A 21,800-nucleotide genomic window follows, 5' to 3' on the forward strand; every position below is an offset into this window, starting at 1 on the left:
ATGCTAACAAAGTATACCTATCCTTCAACATCCTTCCACCGCCCTGCTTTCCATTTTTTCTTTTCATTCTCCCAAGAGCTCGGCACCGACAGATATGTATAATAGAAAAAACAAGGCCAAAAATATGAAGGATATCTAACTAGGTATTCGACGGATGATATAAAATCCCTTTAAATACAATTTTATTGATCGGTTCTTTTTTGAATAAAAACATACAGGTAAACAAAATATAATGGTTGAACCAAATTGAAGGAGGATATGTGAATGGATCAACAAAATCAACAAAAAGTGCAAATAAATCAAGGTAATGAAGCATTACAACATTTGAACCATGGCGGTCATGAAGTTTTTGACATGCATGAAGTATTGTCAGGAATGATTGGTATTCTTGATCAATATTTAATGTTTAGTCAGCAAATTCAAGACCCTGAGTTGCTCGGTATATTGGATAGACAACGTCAATTTATTATCTCACAGTACAATATTACAACAGAGTGTTTCCGTACCGGGCGAAAGCCTAGCCAAGAAACAGCAACTTATATGATGAAAGAAGACAGGGAATTTGTATACGGTTTAAAACAATCCCAACCTAAGAAACCAAATCAAGCAGTGACAGGTATTGATGATGCATGTATTAGCAGCTACATGCTTTCATTAGTTAAAACTGGAGCTTCTTCTCTTGCTATGGCAGCTCCTGAGGTAACAAATCCTGTCTGTCGAAGAGTGTTGGCCGATCAAATTCCAAACTATATCGAAATGGCTTATGAAATTTTTCTTTACCAAAACAAACGAGGCTATTACCAAGTTCCACAGCTTTCTTCACGGGACATGGAAATCATGCTTTCCACTTTTGCACCGGCAGTGGGGCAACCGCAAACACAAATCCCGATAAACAAAGGAATGGGCCAAGGACCTATTCATTAACTAAGTTAAACGGCATTGAAGGAATAAATCCTCCAATGCCGTTTTTTTCATTATTTTAATCAAAATGAAAAGCCGCAAATGCGGCCTTTTTTCTTTATCTTTGTTGAGGGAATATTCTGTTGATTGTTTCTCCAAATTCATCAAAAATACCTTCAATTGGTTCACCATTTTGAATCCTATCTCCATAATTTCTCATCCGGTCAACAAAATCTGGGTTTGCCGAAACAAATACATTGTTTATGTCTTTATCAGTTCTTTTTACTTTATTGGAGATTTTCTTTTTTAGATCTCCGGTTACATCACCTTTCGGATTACCTTTTAAAACAACGGCTACATAAGCATTTCGATTGGTAACAATAACATTGGCATGTCTGACTTCTTTTAAGTCTGTGACTTTATCAGCGACTTTGTCTGCAACATCCATATTATTGTTGTTATTGTTTATATTTCGATCAGGATTTCTATATGTGACATCCATTCTGTCATCTCTATTGATCCGTTCGCTTACATTTGTTCCATCATTTATATTATTTCTGTCATTTCTGTCCGTTACATTTTGTAGCACGTCATTTTGATCCCGGCGCTCATTTTCTCCTTGATTGGCCATTCCACAACCTGCGGTGAACAATAAAGGGAAAAGAAAAGCAGTAATTGCACCTTTTTTCTTATTGAACATTTCATATTTCCTCCTTTAATCATTTACGTATAGGTTTTTCTTTTACATTTGATTTATTCACCCAAGGAAAATCCAGTTTCTGTTATGATAAATATGACATAATATTACCGGGGGTGCTAGAAAATGACATTATCAAACACTTTTTCAAAAGCAAAAAAAATGTTTTACGTTTTGCAAATAACAGATTTTTGTGTCCATCCTGATGAAACACAACTTGTCTTTAACACGAATCTAAGCGGTCAACCAAACATATGGGCAATGGATCTTTCAAAGCCATATCCTTATCAACTCACTTTTTTTAATCAAAACTGCAATGGAATGACCTACAGTAAAGACGGTTCATTCATATTTGCCGGATTTGATCAGGACGGAAATGAACAACATCGTTTATATCAGTTTTCCTCCTCAGGAGGAGAACCACAATTATTAAACGGAAATCAACAAGACCGCCACTTCCAACCGAACATCGTCAATCATTCTATTTACTACACGTCTTCCAAAAATAATCCAGTTTTTTTAAATACATATCAATTTGATCTTCTGACAAGGAAAGAAAAGCTTATTTTTACAGGAAATGATGGGGTGTCACAACTCAGTGATGTAAGTCCGAATGAAAAAGCATTCAGTTTTCATGTTTCGTTTGTCAATAGCCACTCTGTTTGTGTGGTTCAAACAGCAGACGGACATATAACACCAATCGTCCCCGATCATAAAAAAGCGCATAAGGTCTATGCATCATATTTTGCAACAGATCATATCTTGTATGTCACCACGAATTATGATTCAGAGTTTTCATATCTTGCATCATACACGATTTCTTCCAACACCTTTACTCCACTACTCTTTATAAACGAAACAGACTTGACTTCGATACATGCTGATCCAAATGGAAAGTACCTATACTTAATTGGAAAAAAGGGTATTAAAGATATCATTTATCAATATGAGATTCGAACAGGAGAGGCAAGAACGATATGTTGCCCATGTTCATCTGTTAAAAAAGTGTGCTGTACAAAGTCAGGCGCCCTTTATTTGCTCGGTTCAACACCAAGAAAACCAGATAATATTTACGTAAAAAAGGATAACCAAACTGAATGGCGCCAATTAACAAAACATGATGTTCCCGGTTTTTCTGAAGAGGAACTTACTGATCCAGAGGTGATCACTTATCGTTCTTTTGATGGACGGACAATCGAGGGTTTGTTGTATAAACCTAGTCACAATGAAGCAAATGGTTGGACAATCATTTGGCCGCATGGTGGGCCTCAGTATGCCGAACAATTAAAGTTTTATGACATCTTTCAAATCGCAACTAAAATGGGCTACCAAGTGTTTTCACCAAATTTTCGGGGGTCAGAAAATTATGGCTACACATTTTACAAAATGGTTGAACGAGATTGGGGGGATGGACCACGCCTAGATATGATTTCGGGAATTGATTGGCTGATTGATCAAAAGATCGCTGATCGTGAAAAACTGTTTCTATTAGGCGGTAGTTATGGTGGGTACATGGCTCTTTTATTACATGGAAGGCATCCTGAGTATTTTCAAGCTGTCGTTGATATTTGCGGTGTTAGCAACTTGTTTACATTTGTTAAATCAGTTCCTGAATTTTGGCGACCGCACACAGAAAAATGGGTCGGTCATCCAGACAGGGATCGAATAAAAATGACAGCCGATTCTCCAATTACCTATTTAAAACAGATGACACGACCAATGTTAGTTGTTCAAGGTAAAAATGATCCCCGTGTTGTAAAAGAGGAATCCGATCAAGTCATTGATCAGTTGAAAAAGTGGGGAAGAGAGATTGAATATCTCGTCATGGAAGATGAAGGGCATGGTTTTTCAAAAAGGGAAAGTAAAGTCAATGCTTACACGGCCATTTTCAGTTTTTTTGAAAAGCACCGCTTAAAATCTCCTGTTAGAAGTGAAGAATAAAACAAACTTACCCAGGGCAAAGTATAAGTAAAAAGGAGGTTGATCCTTTGTTTAGAAGAAGAACTGGTATTCATCCAGCTGTATTAATCGTTGGTTCTGCTGCTATATCTGCGGCCTTCTCACCAGAAATTCGCAAACGTGTGATGAAGATGTTTACAATGAGAACACAGGATGGATTGTTAAATCCAGCAGAACTGTTTAAACAAGCATTTACGACAAGAGAAAAAGGACAGACTGAGCAAAATCAAACACATTCAAATGATAAGAGCCAGCAGCATACACATACGACAACAAATTACAATGAAGCTGAAGAACTACTGGACAATATTGATCGAAACACGTATTAGTGGTAGCTGTCCCAACACCCCTTAAAACATAAAATCTGGTGACTGCCTCGAGCGGTTCACCAGATTTTTGTGTGTATGACGGTCAATCGCCACCGAGGGTGACCAACCTTTTACATTTCAGCTTCAATAATATTTGTATGATCATCATATACATCTGTTTCAAGTTCTTTTGTCAGTTTACTTGTCACAAGTCCTGAAGTCATACTACCACTAACATTAAGAGCTGTACGTCCCATATCGATAAGCGGTTCGACCGAAATTAATAATCCGGCTAAGGCAACTGGCATATTCAAAGCTGATAGTACTAAAAGTGCCGCAAATGTTGCACCACCGCCGACACCTGCTACACCAAAAGAGCTAATTGCGACAATCCCGATGACTGTCAAGAGAAATGAAGGTTCCAGAGGATTTTGTCCGACAGTCGGTGCGATCATGATCGCCAGCATTGCAGGATAAATCCCGGCACAGCCGTTTTGGCCAATTGATAAACCAAATGAGCCAGCAAAGTTGGCAATCCCTTCAGGAACACCCAAACTTCTTTGTGTTTTAATGTTTAGTGGTAAGGCGCCAGCACTTGATCTCGAAGTAAAAGCGAAGATAAGCACTGGAACAGCCTTTTTCAAATAAGTAACTGGATTTAACCCACTGACCGTAATCAGTAATAGGTGGATACCGAACATCACGATCAATGCCACATAAGAGGCGAGAACGAATTTTCCAAGTTTCAAAATACTATCAAGATCACTTGTTGCAATTGTATTGGTCATAATCGCTAACACCCCATATGGTGTCAGTCTTAAAATCAATGTCACAACACGCATAATGATTGCGTATACAGCATCAACTATTTTTTTAAAAAGTTCGGCTTGTTCAGGCTGCTTTTTCTTCACACCAAGATAAGCTATCCCAAGAAAGGCCGCAAAAATAACAACTCCGATCGTAGATGTCGGTCTTGCACCTGTAAAATCCAAAAACGGGTTTCCCGGTAAGAGTTCAACTACTTGTTGTGGAAGTGTTTTGGCTTCCATATTTGCTGATTTCTGTTTTAATTCTGCACCCCTTGAAAGCTCTGCGTCTCCCTTTTCAATATGAATCGCTTGAAGATCAAAGCTAAGAGTGGATGCGATTCCCACAGCAGCAGCTACAGCAGTTGTAGCAATAAGCAAACCAATGATAAGACCGCTAATTTTTCCAATGCTATGTTTCAGACTAAGCTTTGTAAAAGCACCTAAAATTGAAATAAAAACAAGTGGAATCACAACCATCTGCAAAAATTTCACATAGCCGTTTCCAAGTATTTGAAACCAATCGGTCGTTTGGATGGTTGTTTCTGAAAAAGCACCATATATAAAATGCATAGTAAAACCAAATACAATTCCGAGTCCAAGAGCAGTAAATACTCTTTTCGAAAACGAAACATATTTTTTTTGCATGAAATAAAGGAGCACCATCAGAAAGAGCATAATAAAAATATTAATGATCGTAAAAAAGTTCATCACATAAAAGCCCCCTTCATTTTGATACATTAGAAAATATAATACAATAAAACCAATCGGTCAAGTAGGAATTAGCGCTAAATTTTTTCAAAAAAATTTTGATTTAAGGTTGTAATTTTGCTTAAACACTGGTAAAGTAAAGGTAATTATTTTTGTTCGAACTATCTTTAAGAAGAAAGTTTTGTAAGAGTTTTCGTCTTGGAAGTTTGTTTTAGAGCAAGAATGATGAATTTAAGCGTTATCGCTTTAGGAGGAAATTTCATGCTAGAAGGTAAAGTAAAATGGTTTAACTCTGAAAAAGGTTTCGGATTCATCGAAGTTGAAGGACAAGACGATGTATTCGTTCATTTCTCTGCTATTCAAGGCGAAGGCTTCAAAACTTTAGAAGAAGGCCAGTCTGTATCTTTCGAAATCGTTGAAGGAAACCGCGGACCGCAAGCTGCTAACGTTACAAAAGCATAATTGAAGAGCACAGCTCTTAACGGGACTGCTGATTTTTAATCAGCAGTCTTTTTGTTATGTCCAACATAAAAAGAGCCTCCAAAAAGTCAAAAATACTAACTTTTTGGACAGCCCCTAAAAAACAACTCCTATGAAGCAATATCCCTTTTGCTAAACACTGTGAATGCCAACAAATGAAAGATAACAAAATAGATCACCAAGATGGTCACGGAAAAGCCGAGTGTCATTCCTTCAGGCGGAGTTCCGTTAATGTACATCATCAAATCTGTGTTGGCAAACAAAAAATATTTTCCCCAGTCAAAGTGCATTAACAACGGTGTAATCAACTTACCCGAGAATAAGAGAAACATCGAAATCCCAACAGCAAGTAAACTGTTTCTAAATACCGCTGAAATCATAAATGCCATTGTCGCCAACATCAGAATCACAATCGAATTGAAAAGATAGTATTGGATGAGATAAAATAATATATTTTGCTCTTTTACACTACCATTAACATAAGTAAGATGAGCTTCAGATCCATCACCAGTCCCAAAGAACACTAGACCTATAATTCCTGATGCGATAAATAAAAATAAAAGTAAACTTATAGAAAACAACAGCAAAGTCAAATATTTCGATAATAGAATTTTAAAGCGGCTGATCGGACGAATCACTAGAAGTTTAATGGTTCCCCAGTTAAATTCACTGGCAACAATTCCACCTGCAATTGTGATCACAAATAAGCCAATTAGTTGTATCAAACCTCCGTTATCATCAATAAACTTCCACATTGAGTAGCCATTTGATATATCATGTTTAATGTGATATTCATTGAGGGCAATTGATTCCTTATATTGTTCTTTCATATAAGCCATTTCGGGCTTTTTAAGGTCTTTTTTCATTTCTTCATTTTGTTGAATTAATTCCTTTTTCCAATCAGGACTCGCTTCACCGATTCCTTGAGCTTTTACAATGAATCCACCGGCGATGATTGCAAGCAGCAAAAAACCGATCATGACATATGTACCTTTTCGACTAAATATTTTAATCCATTCATTATAGATGAGTTTAAGCAAGTTGAGTTTCCTCCTTATTCTCAGTAATTTCCAGGAAACGGTCTTCCAATGATTTAGTTATTATTTTTACTTCAAACAAACGAATGCCATGATCTGTTAAATGTTTGATTAAGTCTGGAACTTCATCTTTTTTAAGATTGAGTTCAATCCCGTTTTCCACTTTTTCAATTTTCCAGTCTCCAAAATCAGACGTATGTCGGAAAAGAGCCTCCACATCATTGGCATGGAAGAAATAGTGCTCCTTGTACTCTTTATTATCAACAGACTCGTGAACATTCTGAATATCGCGCAGTTTACCATTTTGAATAATCGCAAACCTGTCACACATGAGCTCCATCTCTGCAAGCAAATGACTTGAAACAATCACAGCCATGTCTTTTTCTGTAGTTAGTTTTCTTAAATAATGGCGAATCTCACGAATTCCTGCTGGATCAAGTCCGTTTGTAGGTTCATCAAGAATCAACAGCTTTGGATCGTGCAAAAGAGCTTGTGCGAGCCCTAGCCTTTGTCTCATTCCCAATGAATATGTTTTCACTTTGTCATGAATACGATTCTTCAATCCGACAAGCTCAATAATCTCATCGATTTTGCTTTTCGTTACCCCTTTTGTCATTCGTGCATATTGCATAAGGTTTTGATAACCTGTCATAAATTTATACATTTCGGGGTTTTCAATGATCGCCCCAATATATTGTGCAGCTTTGGCAAAATTGTCTTTGACATTTACCCCGCTGATTAAAATGTCTCCATTCGAGATGTTCATATGGCCGACAATCATTCTGATCGTCGTTGTTTTTCCTGCTCCATTCGGTCCCAAAAACCCAAAGATCTCCCCAGAGTTTACATCAAAACTTAGTCCGTCAATAATTTTCTTTCCTTTGATCACCTTTGAAACATTTTGTAATTGCAGCAGTGTTCCCATTTGTTTTTTCTACCGCCTTTCATTGTTTTTGATTAACATCCTTATACCAGTTGAGCAGTGACATTTTCGATTCCTCGCGCAACTCCTCAACATTCTTTTTCTCCATCACCTGGCCAGTTGAGACGACAATTACTTCATCAAGAATTTGTTCGACCTCACTGATTTCATGGGTAGCGATGACCACTGTCTGTTCTTCAAAATGAAGCCATGAAAGAAGACTTCTCACAATCGACTCTCTAACTACCGGATCTAGACCTGATAATGGTTCATCTAAGAGAACAACTGGAGCATCTCGCGCGAGAGCCAGCACAAGTTTCACCTTGCCTCTGTTCCCTTTAGATAGCTGTTTCAGCTTTTTATTTTGATCAATCTTCATTTCTTTTAAAATAGTAAATGCTTTTTCAAGTTGAAAATCAGCAAATTGGCTATCATAAAAATAAATCATATCCTGCACTCGGAAATGCTCATAAAACATATCAAGCTCGGTTAAATAAGCAATATTTTTTAGTAATGTACGCTCAGCTCGTCGATTTCCAACGAGCACCGCTCCTGAGTCAGGAAAACAGAGCCCTGCGATGATCTTCAAAAGTGTTGATTTTCCGCTCCCATTTGGACCGATCAATCCGTAGATTTTTCCTGATGACAATGATAAAGAAACATCTTTTAAAGCAAATTGGTTCCCGTATTTTTTCGTCACATTTTCCAGTTCAATATTCATTTGGCTCTCCTTTCTGCAAATAGCGATCAAGTTCAGACAACATCTCCTGTTTTGATAGTCCAAGTTCTTGCATATTTTCTACAAATTGCTCAATCATGTCTGTACGCATTTTCTGTTTCAACTCGTCGATCATGTCTGTTTTTTCGACAACAAAAGTTCCTTGCCCCCGTCTCATCTCAACGATTCCCATCCTTTCCATTTCAGCATAAGTTCTCTGAATCGTATTCGGATTGACCTTTGTCTCGACAGCCAAATCGCGTACAGAAGGCAGTTTTTCGCCCGGCTTCATTTCTAGCCGAACGATTTTTTTGAAAAGTTGTTCAGCAATTTGACGGTAGATCGGCTTTGATGAGGAAAAGTCACTCGCCATCACATTACACCTCAACTTTTTTTGCAAGTAACTTGCCAGAGAAATAGAAAAGACAGACAGCTAAAACGGCATAATATATCAGCATAGTTCCTGAAAGATCTACGTGAAAAAAAGTGACAGACCAACCTGAGGGTTTGTGATAATTAAAATTAAATTCGGCTTTTACGGGTATATTCCATAACTCCCAGACCGGTTTTATGAAACGGTTTTCTGAAGCAAAATATTCAATCATACTATAGCTATAAAAAAGCACGAACACGATTAACCAACGAACTTTTTTCAATACTGAATATTTTCCTAGTACTTGATATACAGTCCACATCAGCATGACCCAGATTGAAAGTAACATTCCCCACAAAAAGATAAGGCCATTAATCAGCAATAGATCCCATACGGAATATAATCCTTTAGAAATCATCTCAAGCTGGTTTCTGACAATGATTCCAAAGATCAGGATGATCAGTTGTGCTATCAATTGATAAACAGCAGCTGCTGCTAGTTTGGACAGAAGTAAAACAAAACTGCTGTTCGGATTATAAAGCCAAATTTGCGTTTTTCCTTCAAGACGAAGCTGACCGAGCATGATAATCGGACTGTAAAAGCCTTGACATAACAAAAGGCATACTAAAAATCCAAACATGAACATTGGTTCGTGTTGATAATATGCAAATAAACAACTCACAATCATGACCAATACGGTTAATGCCAACCATATAATAGACCAGAATCTTGAGATCACTATGTCCTTCTTTAATAAACCAATAAAAGACTTCAATAAATTTCCTCCTACATTACAATGTAATAATGTACTACGTAGATAGTACACTAATACACAGCACAATACAAGAAAAAAAAGACAAATCGACTGATGATATTCAGTAAATTTGTCTTTTGAAGTTAGTAAATATTAGATTGTTGATGGTGATTCTTTTGTGTTCCTAACTGTTTCATCTATTTTTGGCAATGCCAGCTTCTTTTTGCTATACCGGTCTTTTCTGACATCTCTTAAAAACAGACTTAATACGATGCCTACTATACAGAATCCAACCGCCCAAATAAACGCGTCATTTATCCCCATCACATTAGATTTAAGTTGTGACTGTCCTACCATGTATTGAACCACATATTGTTTTGCTTCTGCAAGCGAAATATGCATGGATTGGGCAACTGATTGAATTTTTGTTTGTAATAAATGCATGAATGATGGATCAGCAGTATTCGCTTGATCAGCCATTGTTGCATAGTGAAATGCTGTACGTTTTGTATAAATCGTTGTCATCAAACTGGTTCCAATTGAACCGCTGATTTGGCGAAGTGTATTTGACATGGCTGTTCCGTGACTGTTCAAATGTTGTGGAAGTTGGTTCATTCCAGCAGTCATAATTGGCATCATCAGCATTGACATACCAAACGCCCGAATCGCATATATCACCATAATCGTAAAGTAAGGTGTATCAAGTGTAAGCTGTGTAAATTGATAGGTCGTCACAGCGGTTATAATTAAACCGACAATGGCCAACGGTCTTGCACCGACTTTATCAAACAATGCCCCTGCTATAGGTGACATCAAGAGGGTTACAATGGCACCCGGCAACATTAAAAGACCTGATTGCAGTGCTGTAAAGCCAACTAAATTTTGCAAATAAATAGGTAGTAAAAACATTCCTGTATACAGGGCTACCGTAATAATAGCATTAATCACACTAGATAAAGAAAACATATCGTATTTGAAAACCCTGAAATCAAGCATCGGTTCTTTTGATTTCAATTGCTGGATCACAAAAGCTGTAATCCCAATGACACCAATGATCATAGTTGCGAGTACAATTGGATCATCCCAACCATCAGTGCCCGCTTCACTTACTCCATACAACAATGAAGCAAAACCGATGATGGAAAGCAATGCACCAGTCTGGTCAAGTTTTATTTTTTGAGGAGCTGTTATGTTTTTAAATAAAACCACCCCACAAATAATGACGATAATTCCAACTGGAACAAGTCCGTAAAACATAATCCGCCAGCTGTAATGTTCAATGACCCAGCCTGATAGTGTCGGACCGACCGCTGGAGCAAACATCATGGCAAGACCAAAGATACCCATTCCTTTTCCCCGGCTTTCAGGAGGGAATATCAACAGGATCGTGGTCATCACCAATGGCTGAAGAACACCTCCACCTGTTGCCTGAATGAGCCGGCCAATTAACATTGTTGAAAAATTTGGCGCTAAACCACAAATCAACGTCCCAATCGTAAACAACAGCATGGCAGTAAGAAATAAATTGCGCCCACCAAAGCGGACAATTAAAAAAGCGGATAACGGGATTAAAACACCATTGACAAGCATATATCCTGTTGTCAGCCATTGAATCGTTGTGGCGCTCACATTAAATTCAGTCATTAAATGAGGCATAGCCACATTAAGCAACGTCTGGTTTAATATCGCCACAAATAAACCGGCCATTAAGACAAAGAGCAATGTCATCTTTCCTTGTTTTTGTTGAGAAGCCACTTACAATACCCTCCTTTCGTTCTTTTCATCCTCCCTATTTCGAAATTTTAACTGATGCGTTCATTCCTGGAAGTACTTGGCTAGACGGGTTTTTGATTGAAATTTTCACAGGTACTTTTTGTGTTACTTTTGTATAGTTTCCACTTGAATTTTGCTGAGAAAACAGATTAAACGTAGAGTTTGTTGCGTATCCGATTTCTTCAACATTACCTTCAAATGTCGTACCTGGATCACCATCGATCACAATTTCGACCTTATCCCCTTTCTCAATACTTTTGAGGTCGGTCTCTTGAATGTTTGCAGTAATGTAAAGGTGATCCATATCAATTGTTTGGGCTAATGTTTGCCCTGCTTGTACAGTCTGACCTTCCCTCGCTTCATTTTTGACAATGGTTCCAGCCATTATCGATTTCACATCAAGGGAGTTTTCACCTTTAATCTCACCTGTCTTCTCATCCTTAGAAATTTTTGTTCCCTCTTTCATCGTCCAGTTTGTTAGCTTCCCTGAGACAGGAGCTGTAATGTTTGCCATTTCACCTGAAACATGTGCTTCATCTGTTTTAACATAACTGATACTGTCATAGTAGAAATACGCACCTCCTGCTAAAATAGCAAGTCCAATGACAATTCCGACTATATTAACAATAATCAAGCGTTTTTTGCTCATCTTGATTTCTCCTTTCAGATTCCTTTTGTGACTTTATGCAAAATTAATATTTAACAAGATTAAATATTATTCTAAGTAAATAAAAGTGTCAATAGTTTTGCACAAAGTGTCACATTCCAATATCAACCATATCAATCTAAAAAAGACAAAATAAAAGGCATGATCCCAATACCAATTTGGGACACATGCCTTATCCACATAAGTTTTTTATGTTAATTGATGCTGTTTTTCCTTGCTAAAAAAACTTTTTAGTGATTGGAACACATCTGTTTTTTGTTTTAAAACATAGTACTTAAATTTTTCATTTTTAATATTTCTATAGGCTGACATTAATGTTGAATGCCTATTATATTGATTGACTTCACCATAGCAGAAAAGATTGGCTTTCTCCATCAGTTCGCCGACAAGTCTGACACAACGAGGATTATCAGAGGTTAAATTATCTCCATCAGAAAAATGAAACGGATAAATATTGTAAGCTGTCGGAGAGTATTTTTGCTCAATCAATTCAAGCGCTTTTCGATAAACAGATGAACATATTGTTCCTCCGCTTTCCCCTTTTGAAAAAAAGTCTTCTTCGGAAACGATTTTGGCTTCTGTATGATGGGCAATAAACTGAACATCGACCGTTTCATACTTTGTCCGTAAAAAACGTGTCATCCAAAAGAAAAAACTGCGTGCCATGTATTTTTCCCAGATCCCCATACTTCCACTTGTGTCCATCATCGCCAAAACAACCGCCTTTGATTCTGGCTTTTTAGTGTCATTCCACGTTTTAAATTTTAAATCTTCAGGAAATATTGGATAAAACGCTGGTTTTCCCATCATCGCATTTCGCTTAAAAGCGCTCAGCATTGTTCTTTTTTTATCAATATTACCGGTTAAACCAGTTTTACGAATGTCATTAAACTCAATATCTTCTGTGACAATGTCGTCCCGCTCTTTCTGCTCGAGATTCGGCAGCTCCATTTCGCTAAAAAGTGCCTCTTCCAAGTCCATTAAGGAAACGTCTGCTTCATAATAATCTTCTCCAGCCTCTTTACCAGCTCCAAAGCCTTTTCCAGCATCACTTCTCTTATCAGAGCTGTCTCTTGCCACAACATCCCCAATCTCGCTTTCGCCATCTCCCTGTCCAACATGTTTATTTTTATCATAGTTATAACGGATTTTGTATTCATCCAATGAACGAATCGGAATTTTAACGACATCTTTCCCATTAGACATAATAATACTCTCTTCTGTGATCAAATCAGATAAATTATGTTTGATCGCATCCTGCACCTTTTTTTGATGACGTTGTTGATCATCAAACCCTTTGCGATGGAGGGACCAGTCTTCCTGAGAAATAATAAAATGGCCATTGTTTTTGTGGGACATGCATTCCCCTCCTTCATGATCTGTTAAAAGAAATGAAACAAGTCTAAAAAATGTTTACTTTTATCTTATGCAAGTGACAGAAGACATTTGATAAACAATTTTGAAAATGTGAAGAGAAGGTCAAAATGGCTGCACAAGTCGCCGTTTTTTGCTAATCAGTTGCTTTCTTAGTATGCTAAGGATATCCTCTCAATCTTTTGTCAAAATGGAGTGTAGACAAAAGATGATTAAAGATGTAAAAGAATTTTATCAGTGGTATAAAGAAAATGGGTTAGATGAGGACTTTATTACAGATGTCACCATGACTCTTTCAATGAAGTTGGCAAATAAACGATCAGAAGAGAGATTTATAATGTCCCAAAAATGTGGGAGCGGTGTACAAACTGACCCGCCCTTTTGTTGGACGGGTCATCATTTACCGGTTTAATAAACTTCCGACATATTTTAAAAGTTCATTGGCACTCGTTGAGTTATAGCCATGTTCATCAATCAGACGGGCGACAACTTCATTAATTTTTTTCAATTGCTGTTCATCAGGCGTTTTTGTGGAAGTTGTTATTTTCACAACATCTTTTAAGTCTGCGAACAATTTCTTTTGTATGGCTTCACGCAAACGTTCATGTGAATTATAATCAAACCGCTTCCCTTTTCTCGCATAGGCGGAAATCCGAATTAAAATTTCTTCACGAAAGGCCTTTTTCGCATTTTCAGAAATGCCAATTTGCTCTTCTATCGATCTCATCAATTTTTCATCAGGATTCATTTCCTCACCTGTCAACGGATCACGCAACTTGTTTTTGTTGCAGTAAGCTTCAACATTATCTAGATAATTATCCATAAGGGTTTTAGCTGATTCTTCATATGAATAGACAAACGCTTTTTGCACTTCTTTTTTTGCCATTTCATCGTACTCTTTTCTGGCCACAGAAATGAAGTTCAAGTGGCGCTCACGTTCTTCAGTTGAGATCGATGGATGCTGATCAAGCCCTTCCTTCAAAGAACGTAGAACATCGAGCGCATTGATGGACTCCATATTTTTCCGAATAATCGTTGAAGATATTCGATTGATGACATACCTTGGATCAATCCCACTCATCCCTTCATCATTGTATTCTTTTTTCATATCCTCGACATCAACTGAATTATATCCCTCCACACTTTCTCCATCATAAAGCTTCATTTTTTTGACAAGATCAATATCAGAGCGCTTTGGTTCTTTCAATCGCGTTAAAATGGAAAACATTGCTGCCACCTTTAAGGTATGTGGTGCAATGTGTACCTCTGATACATCACTTTCTGCGATCATTTTTTTATAAATACGTTCTTCTTCAGAAACTTTTAAATTATAGGGAATTGGCATCACAATAATTCGCGAATGGAGCGCTTCATTTTTTTTATTAGAAATAAAAGAACGGTACTCCGTCTCATTTGTATGAGCGACAATCAACTCATCAGCGGAAATTAATGCAAATCGACCTGCCTTAAAATTACCTTCCTGTGTCAAAGAGAGAAGATGCCAGAGGAATTTCTCATCACATTTCAACATTTCTTGAAACTCCATCATTCCCCTATTCGCCTTGTTTAATTCACCGTCAAAGCGGTATGCACGGGGGTCAGATTCTGATCCGTATTCAGCAATGGTTGAAAAATCAATACTCCCTGTTAGATCGGCAATATCCTGTGATTTAGGATCTGATGGACTAAATGTACCAATCCCTGTTCTCTTATCTTCGGAAAAAAAGATTCTTTCCACTATGACATCTTCAATTCTGCCACCATATTCTTGTTCAAGCCGCATCATGTTCAAAGGTGAAAGGTTTCCTTCAATACGGATTCCATATTCCTGATAAAAATCGTCACGCAAATGCTGTGGGATTAAATGAAGTGGATCTTCATGCATCGGACATCCTTTAATCGCATAAACAGCACCTTCATCTGTCAATGAGTAGGCTTCAAGCCCTTTTTTCAGCATTGTAACAAGCGTTGATTTCCCTCCGCTAACAGGTCCCATTAATAGCAAAATTCTTTTTCTAACATCTAGTCGTTTTGCCGCAGGATGAAAATACTCTTCAACAAGCCGTTCCAAAGGTTCCTCAAGTCCAAATAACTCTTTGTCAAAGAACCTGTATATTTTTTTCCCATCTTTCTCTTCAATGCCGCTTGCTTTAATCATATGATAAACGCGAGAATGAGCAGATTGGGCAACTGCTGGTTTTTCTTTCAAAATTTCCAAATAATCAGCGAAGGTTCCTTCCCACTTCAAACGCTGCTCTTCCTCTCTATACTGTTCAAGCTTTTTTAAGATATCCATAAGAACCTCCCATATGATGTGTAATGCAAATGAACAACTGTTACATCCAATCTATGCGAAGATGTCCTTTTGCATGCTTTTCCTATTCAATAAGACTCTCTATCCCGAAATTGACAAAGATGGAATGAACCATTCATAATAAAAATAGCACAAACGTTAGAGACAACAGGGAATTAGGATGGGGAGGAGGATTAGATGAATACACTGATCATGATGGGGGTCATCCTCGCATTTCTCGTAGCCATTTTCACTGCCGGGTATGAAAGCAAATCCGGAAAGCAAAATTAACAGGAAAAAAGGATGGCGGTATGAAGCCATCCTTTTTCAGAACATAACACTGTTACATTTAAATTCGTTTTTTCTCGCCCACATTTGCTCGTTTAGAAACGGTCAGTTCTGTTTTGTATTCAACCGTTTTAATCTGACAGCTTGGACCGATATGAATGCGATTGCCTCTGACGATCTGTGCTGAAGTGTTTTCCAAATAAATATCGTCCCCTTCAATTGTTTCAGTAGAAAGAAATCCGCCATTTGGTTTAAAGAGCCCCCGCTTATTTTTCACGTTAATAACTGTTCCACCGATTTCCTTGACAGAACTTTTATCAAACCTTAAACCAATTTCAATTACACCGGCATTAAGCAGACCATCCAGTTCAACACTCCCGGTTAATTCAAAAGATTCCGCTTCACAATTACCTTTACCAGTTAGCGCACCTTTAATATCACATCGTTCAGCACTTAAATGTCCACCAATATTAATGGCTCCTCTCACAACTGCTTCACCTGTATGAACATCACCAACAATGTCTGTCTTTCCATAGATTTTTATTTTGTCTGCTTTTAGGCTTCCGCCAACCTTTGTTTCTCCATGGATGTGAAACGCTTGGACGATTGCATCTCCTGTAAGAGAACTTGTGCCATAAGTACGAAATTTAAGACAGTCAAGTCCACCCCCAATAGTTCCCTCACCACTAATTAAGACATTTTCATAGACACCGCCAGCCGCACTTCCTGATCCGTTAATTTTCAATTGATTTCTCTTCACCTTAGAGTACCTCCCATTAGATTTTTCTACTGTCTCCCACTTTTGCCGTTTTCGCCTGCTGAAACTCTTCTTTATATTCAATCATCTCGATATCACAGTTTTCACCGATGAAGACCGAATTACCGCGGACAATCTTTGCTGTTGTATGAGTCAATTCAATTTGATCACCTTCGATTAAATCAGCCGTCAGTTTCGGTGAAGAAAAAAGCGGCGCTAAAAATGAGAGAATTTTTGATTGGTGCGGTGTGCAGCTGATTTGTCGACCACCGATTTCTTTGACTTTGCTCTCCCCTCCATGAAGTTTAATATCAATTTGTTCAGCATTTAAAAGACCATCGATTGTAAAAAGGCCTTCTGCTGAGAAATGTTCAACCTCACAGTCTTTGCTGATTGAAGCTTTTCCGCGAATAATCAGTTCGTCTCCTTTTACATGTCCATCTATTCCAGCATATCCTGCAACTTTTAATTTTGCCGCACTGATATCACCTTCGATTTTTGCTGAGCCATCAATTCGCAATGAAGAAGCATCGATGTTGCCATTCATCTTTGCATGACCGCTAATTTTTGCTGCTTCCGTTTTTATTCGACCATTTACAGTTCCTGAACCATTGCAAAAAAACTGTTCACAATTAACATCTCCATTAATTGTTCCTTTCCCGTTTAGTTCAACGGAATGAAAGGTTCCGCCGTTTGAACTTCCAAATCCATTAATTGATAAATTGTCCACTGTTTTCATCATATTTTCCTCCATCACATTAATTTTGTTTTCAATTCTTCATGAACAGACGGCAAATTGGCATCGGCAACAACTTTTACTGTCTTTTCAAATATCGTATCACCTTCTGCTAGTAAACACGTTGTGACACCAAGTTTCCTTAGAACAATCAGTCGACCATGCTGTTGGATGTCTACCAATAGCGCCACTTCAAGCACCATTTTCCCTTCTTCAAGACTGATATCACCTGATTGAAGCAATTTTTCTATGATATAAAGTGCAAAAATTTCCTTTAAAGAAAATGAATCATCATATTTCTTCGTATTCTTGATAAAAAATGACATGACTGCCTCAGAAATCAGCTCTTTTCCAAGCAGCTCTTCACGGCTGAGCACAAGTTTATCAAGTTTTGGTGAAAACATATCCGCCATTTCATCAAGAGAAAGATTTTCTTTCATGTTTTGAATTTTTTTAATCCTGTTTAGGATGTCTTCTTTCGGAAAAAATGTTTCTTGTCCAGTAAATGTCGATTTGCGAATAAACCAATCTTCTGGTATTAAATTTTTTCGTTTCCATCTATACAACTGCCCATATGAAATCGATGTTAGCTCAAGCAGCTCTTTTTTTGAAATTAAATCCTCACGAGCCATCTACTTTCACTCCTTTATGCATATTGTAACATAACACTGTTACACTTGCAATCTAGGGTGATTTTTCTCTGTGGATGTCGTTAACAACTATGACAACCTGCATAGCACGGTCATAAACGAAATCATACTCAAATACTTGTATTACGCTGGATAGTCCGACAGTAACGTCGAGGAATTTACCGAAGGAGAATTAAAGGTGTTCCTCATCTAAGAAAGAGAATTTCAACTTAGTTTTCGAGATGGTGGAATGCATAAGTGATGAGAAAAGAACATGTGATTAAAATAGTAGAAAGTTTTACGTGGTCAAAATGGGGATGTCATCATAATGATTTCGTCAAAAAAAGGATTCAGAAGTAACTATACTTGGTGTGGGAGTAATGTCCCTCATCATTTTAGTATTCGTGAAGGAACAATGCCTACAACGTTATTATTCTAAACCCTTCCGTATACTGGCATCAACAGATCATCCGTTTTGGAGTGTCTTGGCAATTTGTCCGCTTTCTTTTTGTTTGTCTCACATGCGGAACCGTCAGAAAAGACTTACGTTTGTTAAACGTAAAAAAGGCGTCCAATAGTCTAAAATCGACTTACTAGACAGCCCCCTGTAATGATTAAGTTAAATCCCGATAATCCTGCTGACGAAGCGCCTCATACACGAGGATTGCCGCTGTATTTGACAAATTGAGTGATCTAACATGCGTTGTCATCGGCAAACGCAGACAACGGTCCATGTTTTGTTCAATCAATTCCTTAGGCAGTCCGTTTGTTTCTCTGCCAAACACGAAAAAATAATCTTCATTCTTGTCTGTATAGTCAAACGATGTATGCGGCTTTTGGCCAAATTTTGTAATAAAGAAAAAATGTCCGTTTGGATGAGCCTCAAATAACTCTTCTAATGAATCATGGTACACAATATTGACGAACTCCCAGTAGTCAAGACCTGCACGCTTTAGCATTTTATCATCAGTTGAAAAACCTAGCGGTCTAATCAAGTGAAGCGTTGTATCTGTTGCTGCGCAAGTTCGTGCAATATTTCCTGTATTCGCAGGAATTTCTGGTTGATATAAAACAACATGTATTGCCAAAATGTTCACCTCTATTTTTCTAATCCGCTGTTATTATACCACTGTTTATGATTTTATCGTATCATCTTCAATATGCAAAAATGCATAACGAATCGATGGGGTATAAGCGGGTGAGTCCTCATATGACCAATACCTCATCCGACAATCATGAGTTTGGGCATTCACAAGCGGCATATTACTTTTATCCTTTGCTGTCACAATTGCTGTATGATCAAACCTTCCGTCCCCACGAAAATCATAACAGATCACATCACCTTCCATTAGCTGATCAGCACTCCCTACTTGAACAGAGCGAAGACCAGCTTTTGACTGTTTTAGAAAGGTTCGCAGTGAATGAGCAACAGCCCAGCTGTAACTCCAAGAGTGGTTTTGCATCCACCAGCCTTTGCCTCTATTCGGATAACCACGCATTGGTGCTTTCCCAGCGCGAAGGCATTGAGAAACAAAATTTGTACAATTGTCTTGAAAATTTTTATAAGCTGAATTTCGTTTATTCCAAAACGTTTCAGCATAGCGTACAACCGCCATCCGGTCATAGTGGAACGCCCTGCCTAATACTTCGCGAAACTCAGCACTGGGCTCTTCCTTATGATCTGGAACTAGCTCAACCTTTGGTCGCTGAATTTCAAAATCTTTGATGATCATTTGATCATATAAAAGAGCAGTCCGCTTTTCAATTTGTTCTTCCATATACATATCATCCCCATCTTTGCACAAGTATGCGGTATGGGTTTGATAGTTTGCATGAAGAGTCCCGTCTTCTTCGAGCCAATGTTCTGTTAATACCGTTCTCATATTGGCTTTCACAATTTGAACACCCCGTCTATCAAACAGCTTTCGTTTACGCTCAATTACTTCAAAGCCACCAGCTTCACGCCAATTTTCCGCCTCAACACCATTGATTAAATAGTCCAACTTGGCCTTTAGCAAATATTTGATGATCTGTTTCAAAGGTTACACCACCATATATCTTTTAAATTTCCTTACCACTAAACATATGATGGGACATTGTTTATTTAGTCGTACTTGTTTCCTTTAAAAGTTCGATCCCTTTTTCAATTTCACATTTTGCTTCCTCATCTTGTTCATGTAAAAACGCTTTTTCCAGCTCTTCCAAGGTACTTGTTTCTCCGATTTTCCCAATGGCCCATGCAGCTGTACCTCTAATCACAGGACGGGGATCGTGATGCATCAGTGTGATTAACTCAGGAAGTGCACTGGTATCTTTAAAATGGGCTAGTGCAATGAGTGCATTTCTCTGAATCGGCTTTTTTCCACGCCAAGAACCAGCCACATGACCAAATTTCTCTTTAAATTCACGATTTGATATCGTCAACAGTGGCTTTAATAATGGCTTAGCGATCTCAGGATCAGGTTCCATTTCTGAATGCAAATGAAAATCTTTTCCTTTATTGATCGGACACACCATCTGACACGTATCACAACCATACAATCTATTTCCGATTTTTGTACGGAATTCATCAGGCAGAAAACCTTTTGTCTGTGTCTGAAATGCAATACAACGCTGAGAATTTAGCTGTCCAGGGTTGACAAGAGCACCTGTCGGACAAGATTCAATGCATTTATTGCATGTCCCGCACTGATCTTCTATCTTCTCATCAGGCTCAAACGGGATATTCGTAATCATTTCTGCCAAATAGACATAAGAGCCAAATTCAGGTGTAATAATCATACAGTTTTTTCCGCTCCAGCCAATACCAGCTCGTTCAGCAACAGCCCGATCTGACAATTCACCGGTATCAACCATTGATTTTGTTCTAATATCTTCTCGCTGATTTTTTAAAAACTCTTCAAGTTGATCGAGCTTTTCTCGTAAAACATGATGATAATCTTTCCCCCAGGAAGCTCTGCAAAAGATGCCTCTCCGTTCACCTTTTTTACTTTTTGGTGCATCCTTCATTTTGGACGGGTATGCAAGTGCAATCGCAATGATCGATTTCGCTTTAGGCAAAAGGAGCTCCGGATTTGTTCGTTTGTCAAGATCAGGTTCTTCAAAACCAGACTCATAACCTAACGTTCGATTTTCGATTAATCGTTCTTTTAAAGTGGCAAACGTATCAGCACTGGCAAAACGGATTTTGTCAATTCCGATTTGCTGAGCAAATTCAATGACATCTTGTTTCAGTTTTTTTACATCCATAGGTGCAGAACCTCCCTTCATTTCATATAGCTACAGTATAGTGTAACAGTTTGGTATTTGTTATGATTCTTAGTACTAAAGTATTGACAACATTCAAGCCATACATGAAAAAACGCAATGCTTCGTTTAATCTGAGAAACGAAACACTGCGTTATAAACAGTATGTATGGAGCGGGTGATGGGAATCGAACCCACGACATCAGCTTGGAAGGCTGAGGTTTTACCACTAAACTACACCCGCATCAAAAACAAATCATCGTTTTGACTTTTATTATGTTACACGCTTATTAAAATTTCGTCAAGAGAATTTTAAAAAAATGTCGAAAAAGCTGTCGACCGTCATCTTCGGCAGCTTTTTCGGGTGGTATT

At 37.9% G+C, this 21,800-nt stretch carries 22 protein-coding genes and 1 tRNA gene; 5 read left to right on the top strand and 18 right to left on the bottom strand.

The window, feature by feature from the left end:
* Positions 1–264 precede the first annotated feature (264 nt).
* On the top strand, positions 265–924 hold the full coding sequence (locus PDT38_RS06910) for a spore coat protein (RefSeq protein WP_270800014.1): 660 nt from the start codon (positions 265–267) through the stop codon (positions 922–924).
* Between the two features lie 94 nt (positions 925–1,018).
* On the opposite strand, the gene PDT38_RS06915 is transcribed toward PDT38_RS06910, so the two are convergent.
* Positions 1,019–1,600, bottom strand: a complete 582-nt coding sequence (locus PDT38_RS06915; RefSeq protein ID WP_270800016.1) for a YhcN/YlaJ family sporulation lipoprotein — start codon at positions 1,598–1,600, stop codon at positions 1,019–1,021.
* 123 nt (positions 1,601–1,723) lie between these two features.
* Here PDT38_RS06915 and PDT38_RS06920 point away from each other — a divergent pair, with 123 nt between their 5' ends.
* Both PDT38_RS06920 and PDT38_RS06925 read left to right on the top strand, forming a co-directional pair.
* The gene (locus tag PDT38_RS06920) at positions 1,724–3,538 is read left to right on the top strand and encodes a S9 family peptidase (protein ID WP_270800017.1); all 1,815 of its coding nucleotides are present in this window, start codon (positions 1,724–1,726) and stop codon (positions 3,536–3,538) included.
* Positions 3,539–3,585: 47 nt separating this feature from the next.
* Positions 3,586–3,885, top strand: a complete 300-nt coding sequence (locus PDT38_RS06925) for a hypothetical protein (protein ID WP_270800020.1) — start codon at positions 3,586–3,588, stop codon at positions 3,883–3,885.
* 110 nt (positions 3,886–3,995) lie between these two features.
* On the opposite strand, the gene PDT38_RS06930 is transcribed toward PDT38_RS06925, so the two are convergent.
* Positions 3,996–5,384 (bottom strand): L-cystine transporter, encoded by a 1,389-nt coding sequence (locus PDT38_RS06930; RefSeq protein ID WP_394356228.1) that lies wholly within the window; start codon positions 5,382–5,384, stop codon positions 3,996–3,998.
* A 258-nt stretch (positions 5,385–5,642) separates the two neighbouring features.
* On the opposite strand from PDT38_RS06930, the gene cspB reads away from it, so the two are divergent.
* Positions 5,643–5,843, top strand: a complete 201-nt coding sequence (cspB, locus tag PDT38_RS06935; RefSeq protein ID WP_003155376.1) for a cold shock-like protein CspB — start codon at positions 5,643–5,645, stop codon at positions 5,841–5,843.
* Positions 5,844–5,971: 128 nt separating this feature from the next.
* Here cspB and PDT38_RS06940 read toward each other — a convergent pair whose 3' ends face one another.
* The 8 genes from PDT38_RS06940 to yhbH form a co-directional block, all read right to left on the bottom strand.
* A complete protein-coding gene (locus PDT38_RS06940; protein ID WP_270800023.1) occupies positions 5,972–6,901 on the bottom strand; it encodes an ABC transporter permease in 930 nt (309 codons plus the stop codon).
* Positions 6,894–7,823, bottom strand: coding sequence for an ABC transporter ATP-binding protein (locus tag PDT38_RS06945; protein WP_270800025.1), 930 nt, complete (start codon positions 7,821–7,823; stop codon positions 6,894–6,896). Before PDT38_RS06945 ends, PDT38_RS06940 begins: the two co-directional genes overlap by 8 nt.
* Positions 7,824–7,842: 19 nt before the next feature.
* Complete coding sequence (locus PDT38_RS06950) at positions 7,843–8,541, bottom strand: ABC transporter ATP-binding protein (protein WP_270800027.1); 699 nt, start codon at positions 8,539–8,541, stop codon at positions 7,843–7,845.
* Positions 8,531–8,911, bottom strand: coding sequence for a GntR family transcriptional regulator (locus PDT38_RS06955; RefSeq protein WP_270800028.1), 381 nt, complete (start codon positions 8,909–8,911; stop codon positions 8,531–8,533). The genes PDT38_RS06950 and PDT38_RS06955 overlap by 11 nt, the downstream gene beginning before the upstream one ends.
* Positions 8,912–8,915: 4 nt before the next feature.
* Complete coding sequence (locus PDT38_RS06960; protein WP_270800029.1) at positions 8,916–9,686, bottom strand: hypothetical protein; 771 nt, start codon at positions 9,684–9,686, stop codon at positions 8,916–8,918.
* A gap of 132 nt (positions 9,687–9,818) precedes the next feature.
* Positions 9,819–11,393 (bottom strand): DHA2 family efflux MFS transporter permease subunit, encoded by a 1,575-nt coding sequence (locus PDT38_RS06965; RefSeq protein ID WP_270800164.1) that lies wholly within the window; start codon positions 11,391–11,393, stop codon positions 9,819–9,821.
* 61 nt (positions 11,394–11,454) lie between these two features.
* Entirely contained in the window at positions 11,455–12,087 is a 633-nt protein-coding gene (locus tag PDT38_RS06970; RefSeq protein ID WP_270800030.1) for an HlyD family efflux transporter periplasmic adaptor subunit, read from the bottom strand.
* 207 nt (positions 12,088–12,294) lie between these two features.
* Positions 12,295–13,464, bottom strand: a complete 1,170-nt coding sequence (gene yhbH / locus PDT38_RS06975) for a sporulation protein YhbH (RefSeq protein ID WP_270800031.1) — start codon at positions 13,462–13,464, stop codon at positions 12,295–12,297.
* 223 nt (positions 13,465–13,687) lie between these two features.
* On the opposite strand from yhbH, the gene PDT38_RS06980 reads away from it, so the two are divergent.
* Entirely contained in the window at positions 13,688–13,891 is a 204-nt protein-coding gene (locus PDT38_RS06980; protein WP_270800032.1) for a hypothetical protein, read from the top strand.
* Here the strand turns inward: PDT38_RS06980 and prkA are convergent.
* From prkA to PDT38_RS07020, 8 genes are all read right to left on the bottom strand, one after another.
* Entirely contained in the window at positions 13,880–15,775 is a 1,896-nt protein-coding gene (gene prkA / locus PDT38_RS06985) for a serine/threonine protein kinase PrkA (RefSeq protein ID WP_270800033.1), read from the bottom strand. The two genes, PDT38_RS06980 and prkA, sit on opposite strands and share 12 nt — an antisense overlap.
* Before the next feature lie 346 nt (positions 15,776–16,121).
* A complete protein-coding gene (locus tag PDT38_RS06990; protein WP_270800034.1) occupies positions 16,122–16,820 on the bottom strand; it encodes a hypothetical protein in 699 nt (232 codons plus the stop codon).
* 16 nt (positions 16,821–16,836) lie between these two features.
* A complete protein-coding gene (locus PDT38_RS06995; protein ID WP_270800166.1) occupies positions 16,837–17,547 on the bottom strand; it encodes a polymer-forming cytoskeletal protein in 711 nt (236 codons plus the stop codon).
* A 23-nt stretch (positions 17,548–17,570) separates the two neighbouring features.
* On the bottom strand, positions 17,571–18,185 hold the full coding sequence (locus tag PDT38_RS07000; protein WP_270800035.1) for a YhbD family protein: 615 nt from the start codon (positions 18,183–18,185) through the stop codon (positions 17,571–17,573).
* A gap of 611 nt (positions 18,186–18,796) precedes the next feature.
* Entirely contained in the window at positions 18,797–19,279 is a 483-nt protein-coding gene (gene trmL / locus PDT38_RS07005; RefSeq protein ID WP_270800036.1) for a tRNA (uridine(34)/cytosine(34)/5-carboxymethylaminomethyluridine(34)-2'-O)-methyltransferase TrmL, read from the bottom strand.
* Between the two features lie 36 nt (positions 19,280–19,315).
* The gene (locus PDT38_RS07010) at positions 19,316–20,221 is read right to left on the bottom strand and encodes an amidase domain-containing protein (RefSeq protein ID WP_270800037.1); all 906 of its coding nucleotides are present in this window, start codon (positions 20,219–20,221) and stop codon (positions 19,316–19,318) included.
* 61 nt (positions 20,222–20,282) lie between these two features.
* Positions 20,283–21,431 (bottom strand): tRNA epoxyqueuosine(34) reductase QueG, encoded by a 1,149-nt coding sequence (gene queG, locus PDT38_RS07015; RefSeq protein ID WP_270800038.1) that lies wholly within the window; start codon positions 21,429–21,431, stop codon positions 20,283–20,285.
* A gap of 167 nt (positions 21,432–21,598) precedes the next feature.
* A tRNA-Gly gene (locus PDT38_RS07020) sits at positions 21,599–21,672 on the bottom strand.
* Positions 21,673–21,800 lie beyond the last annotated feature (128 nt).

Source organism: Bacillus changyiensis, assembly GCF_027706145.1.
GTDB lineage: Bacteria > Bacillota > Bacilli > Bacillales > Bacillaceae > Bacillus > Bacillus changyiensis.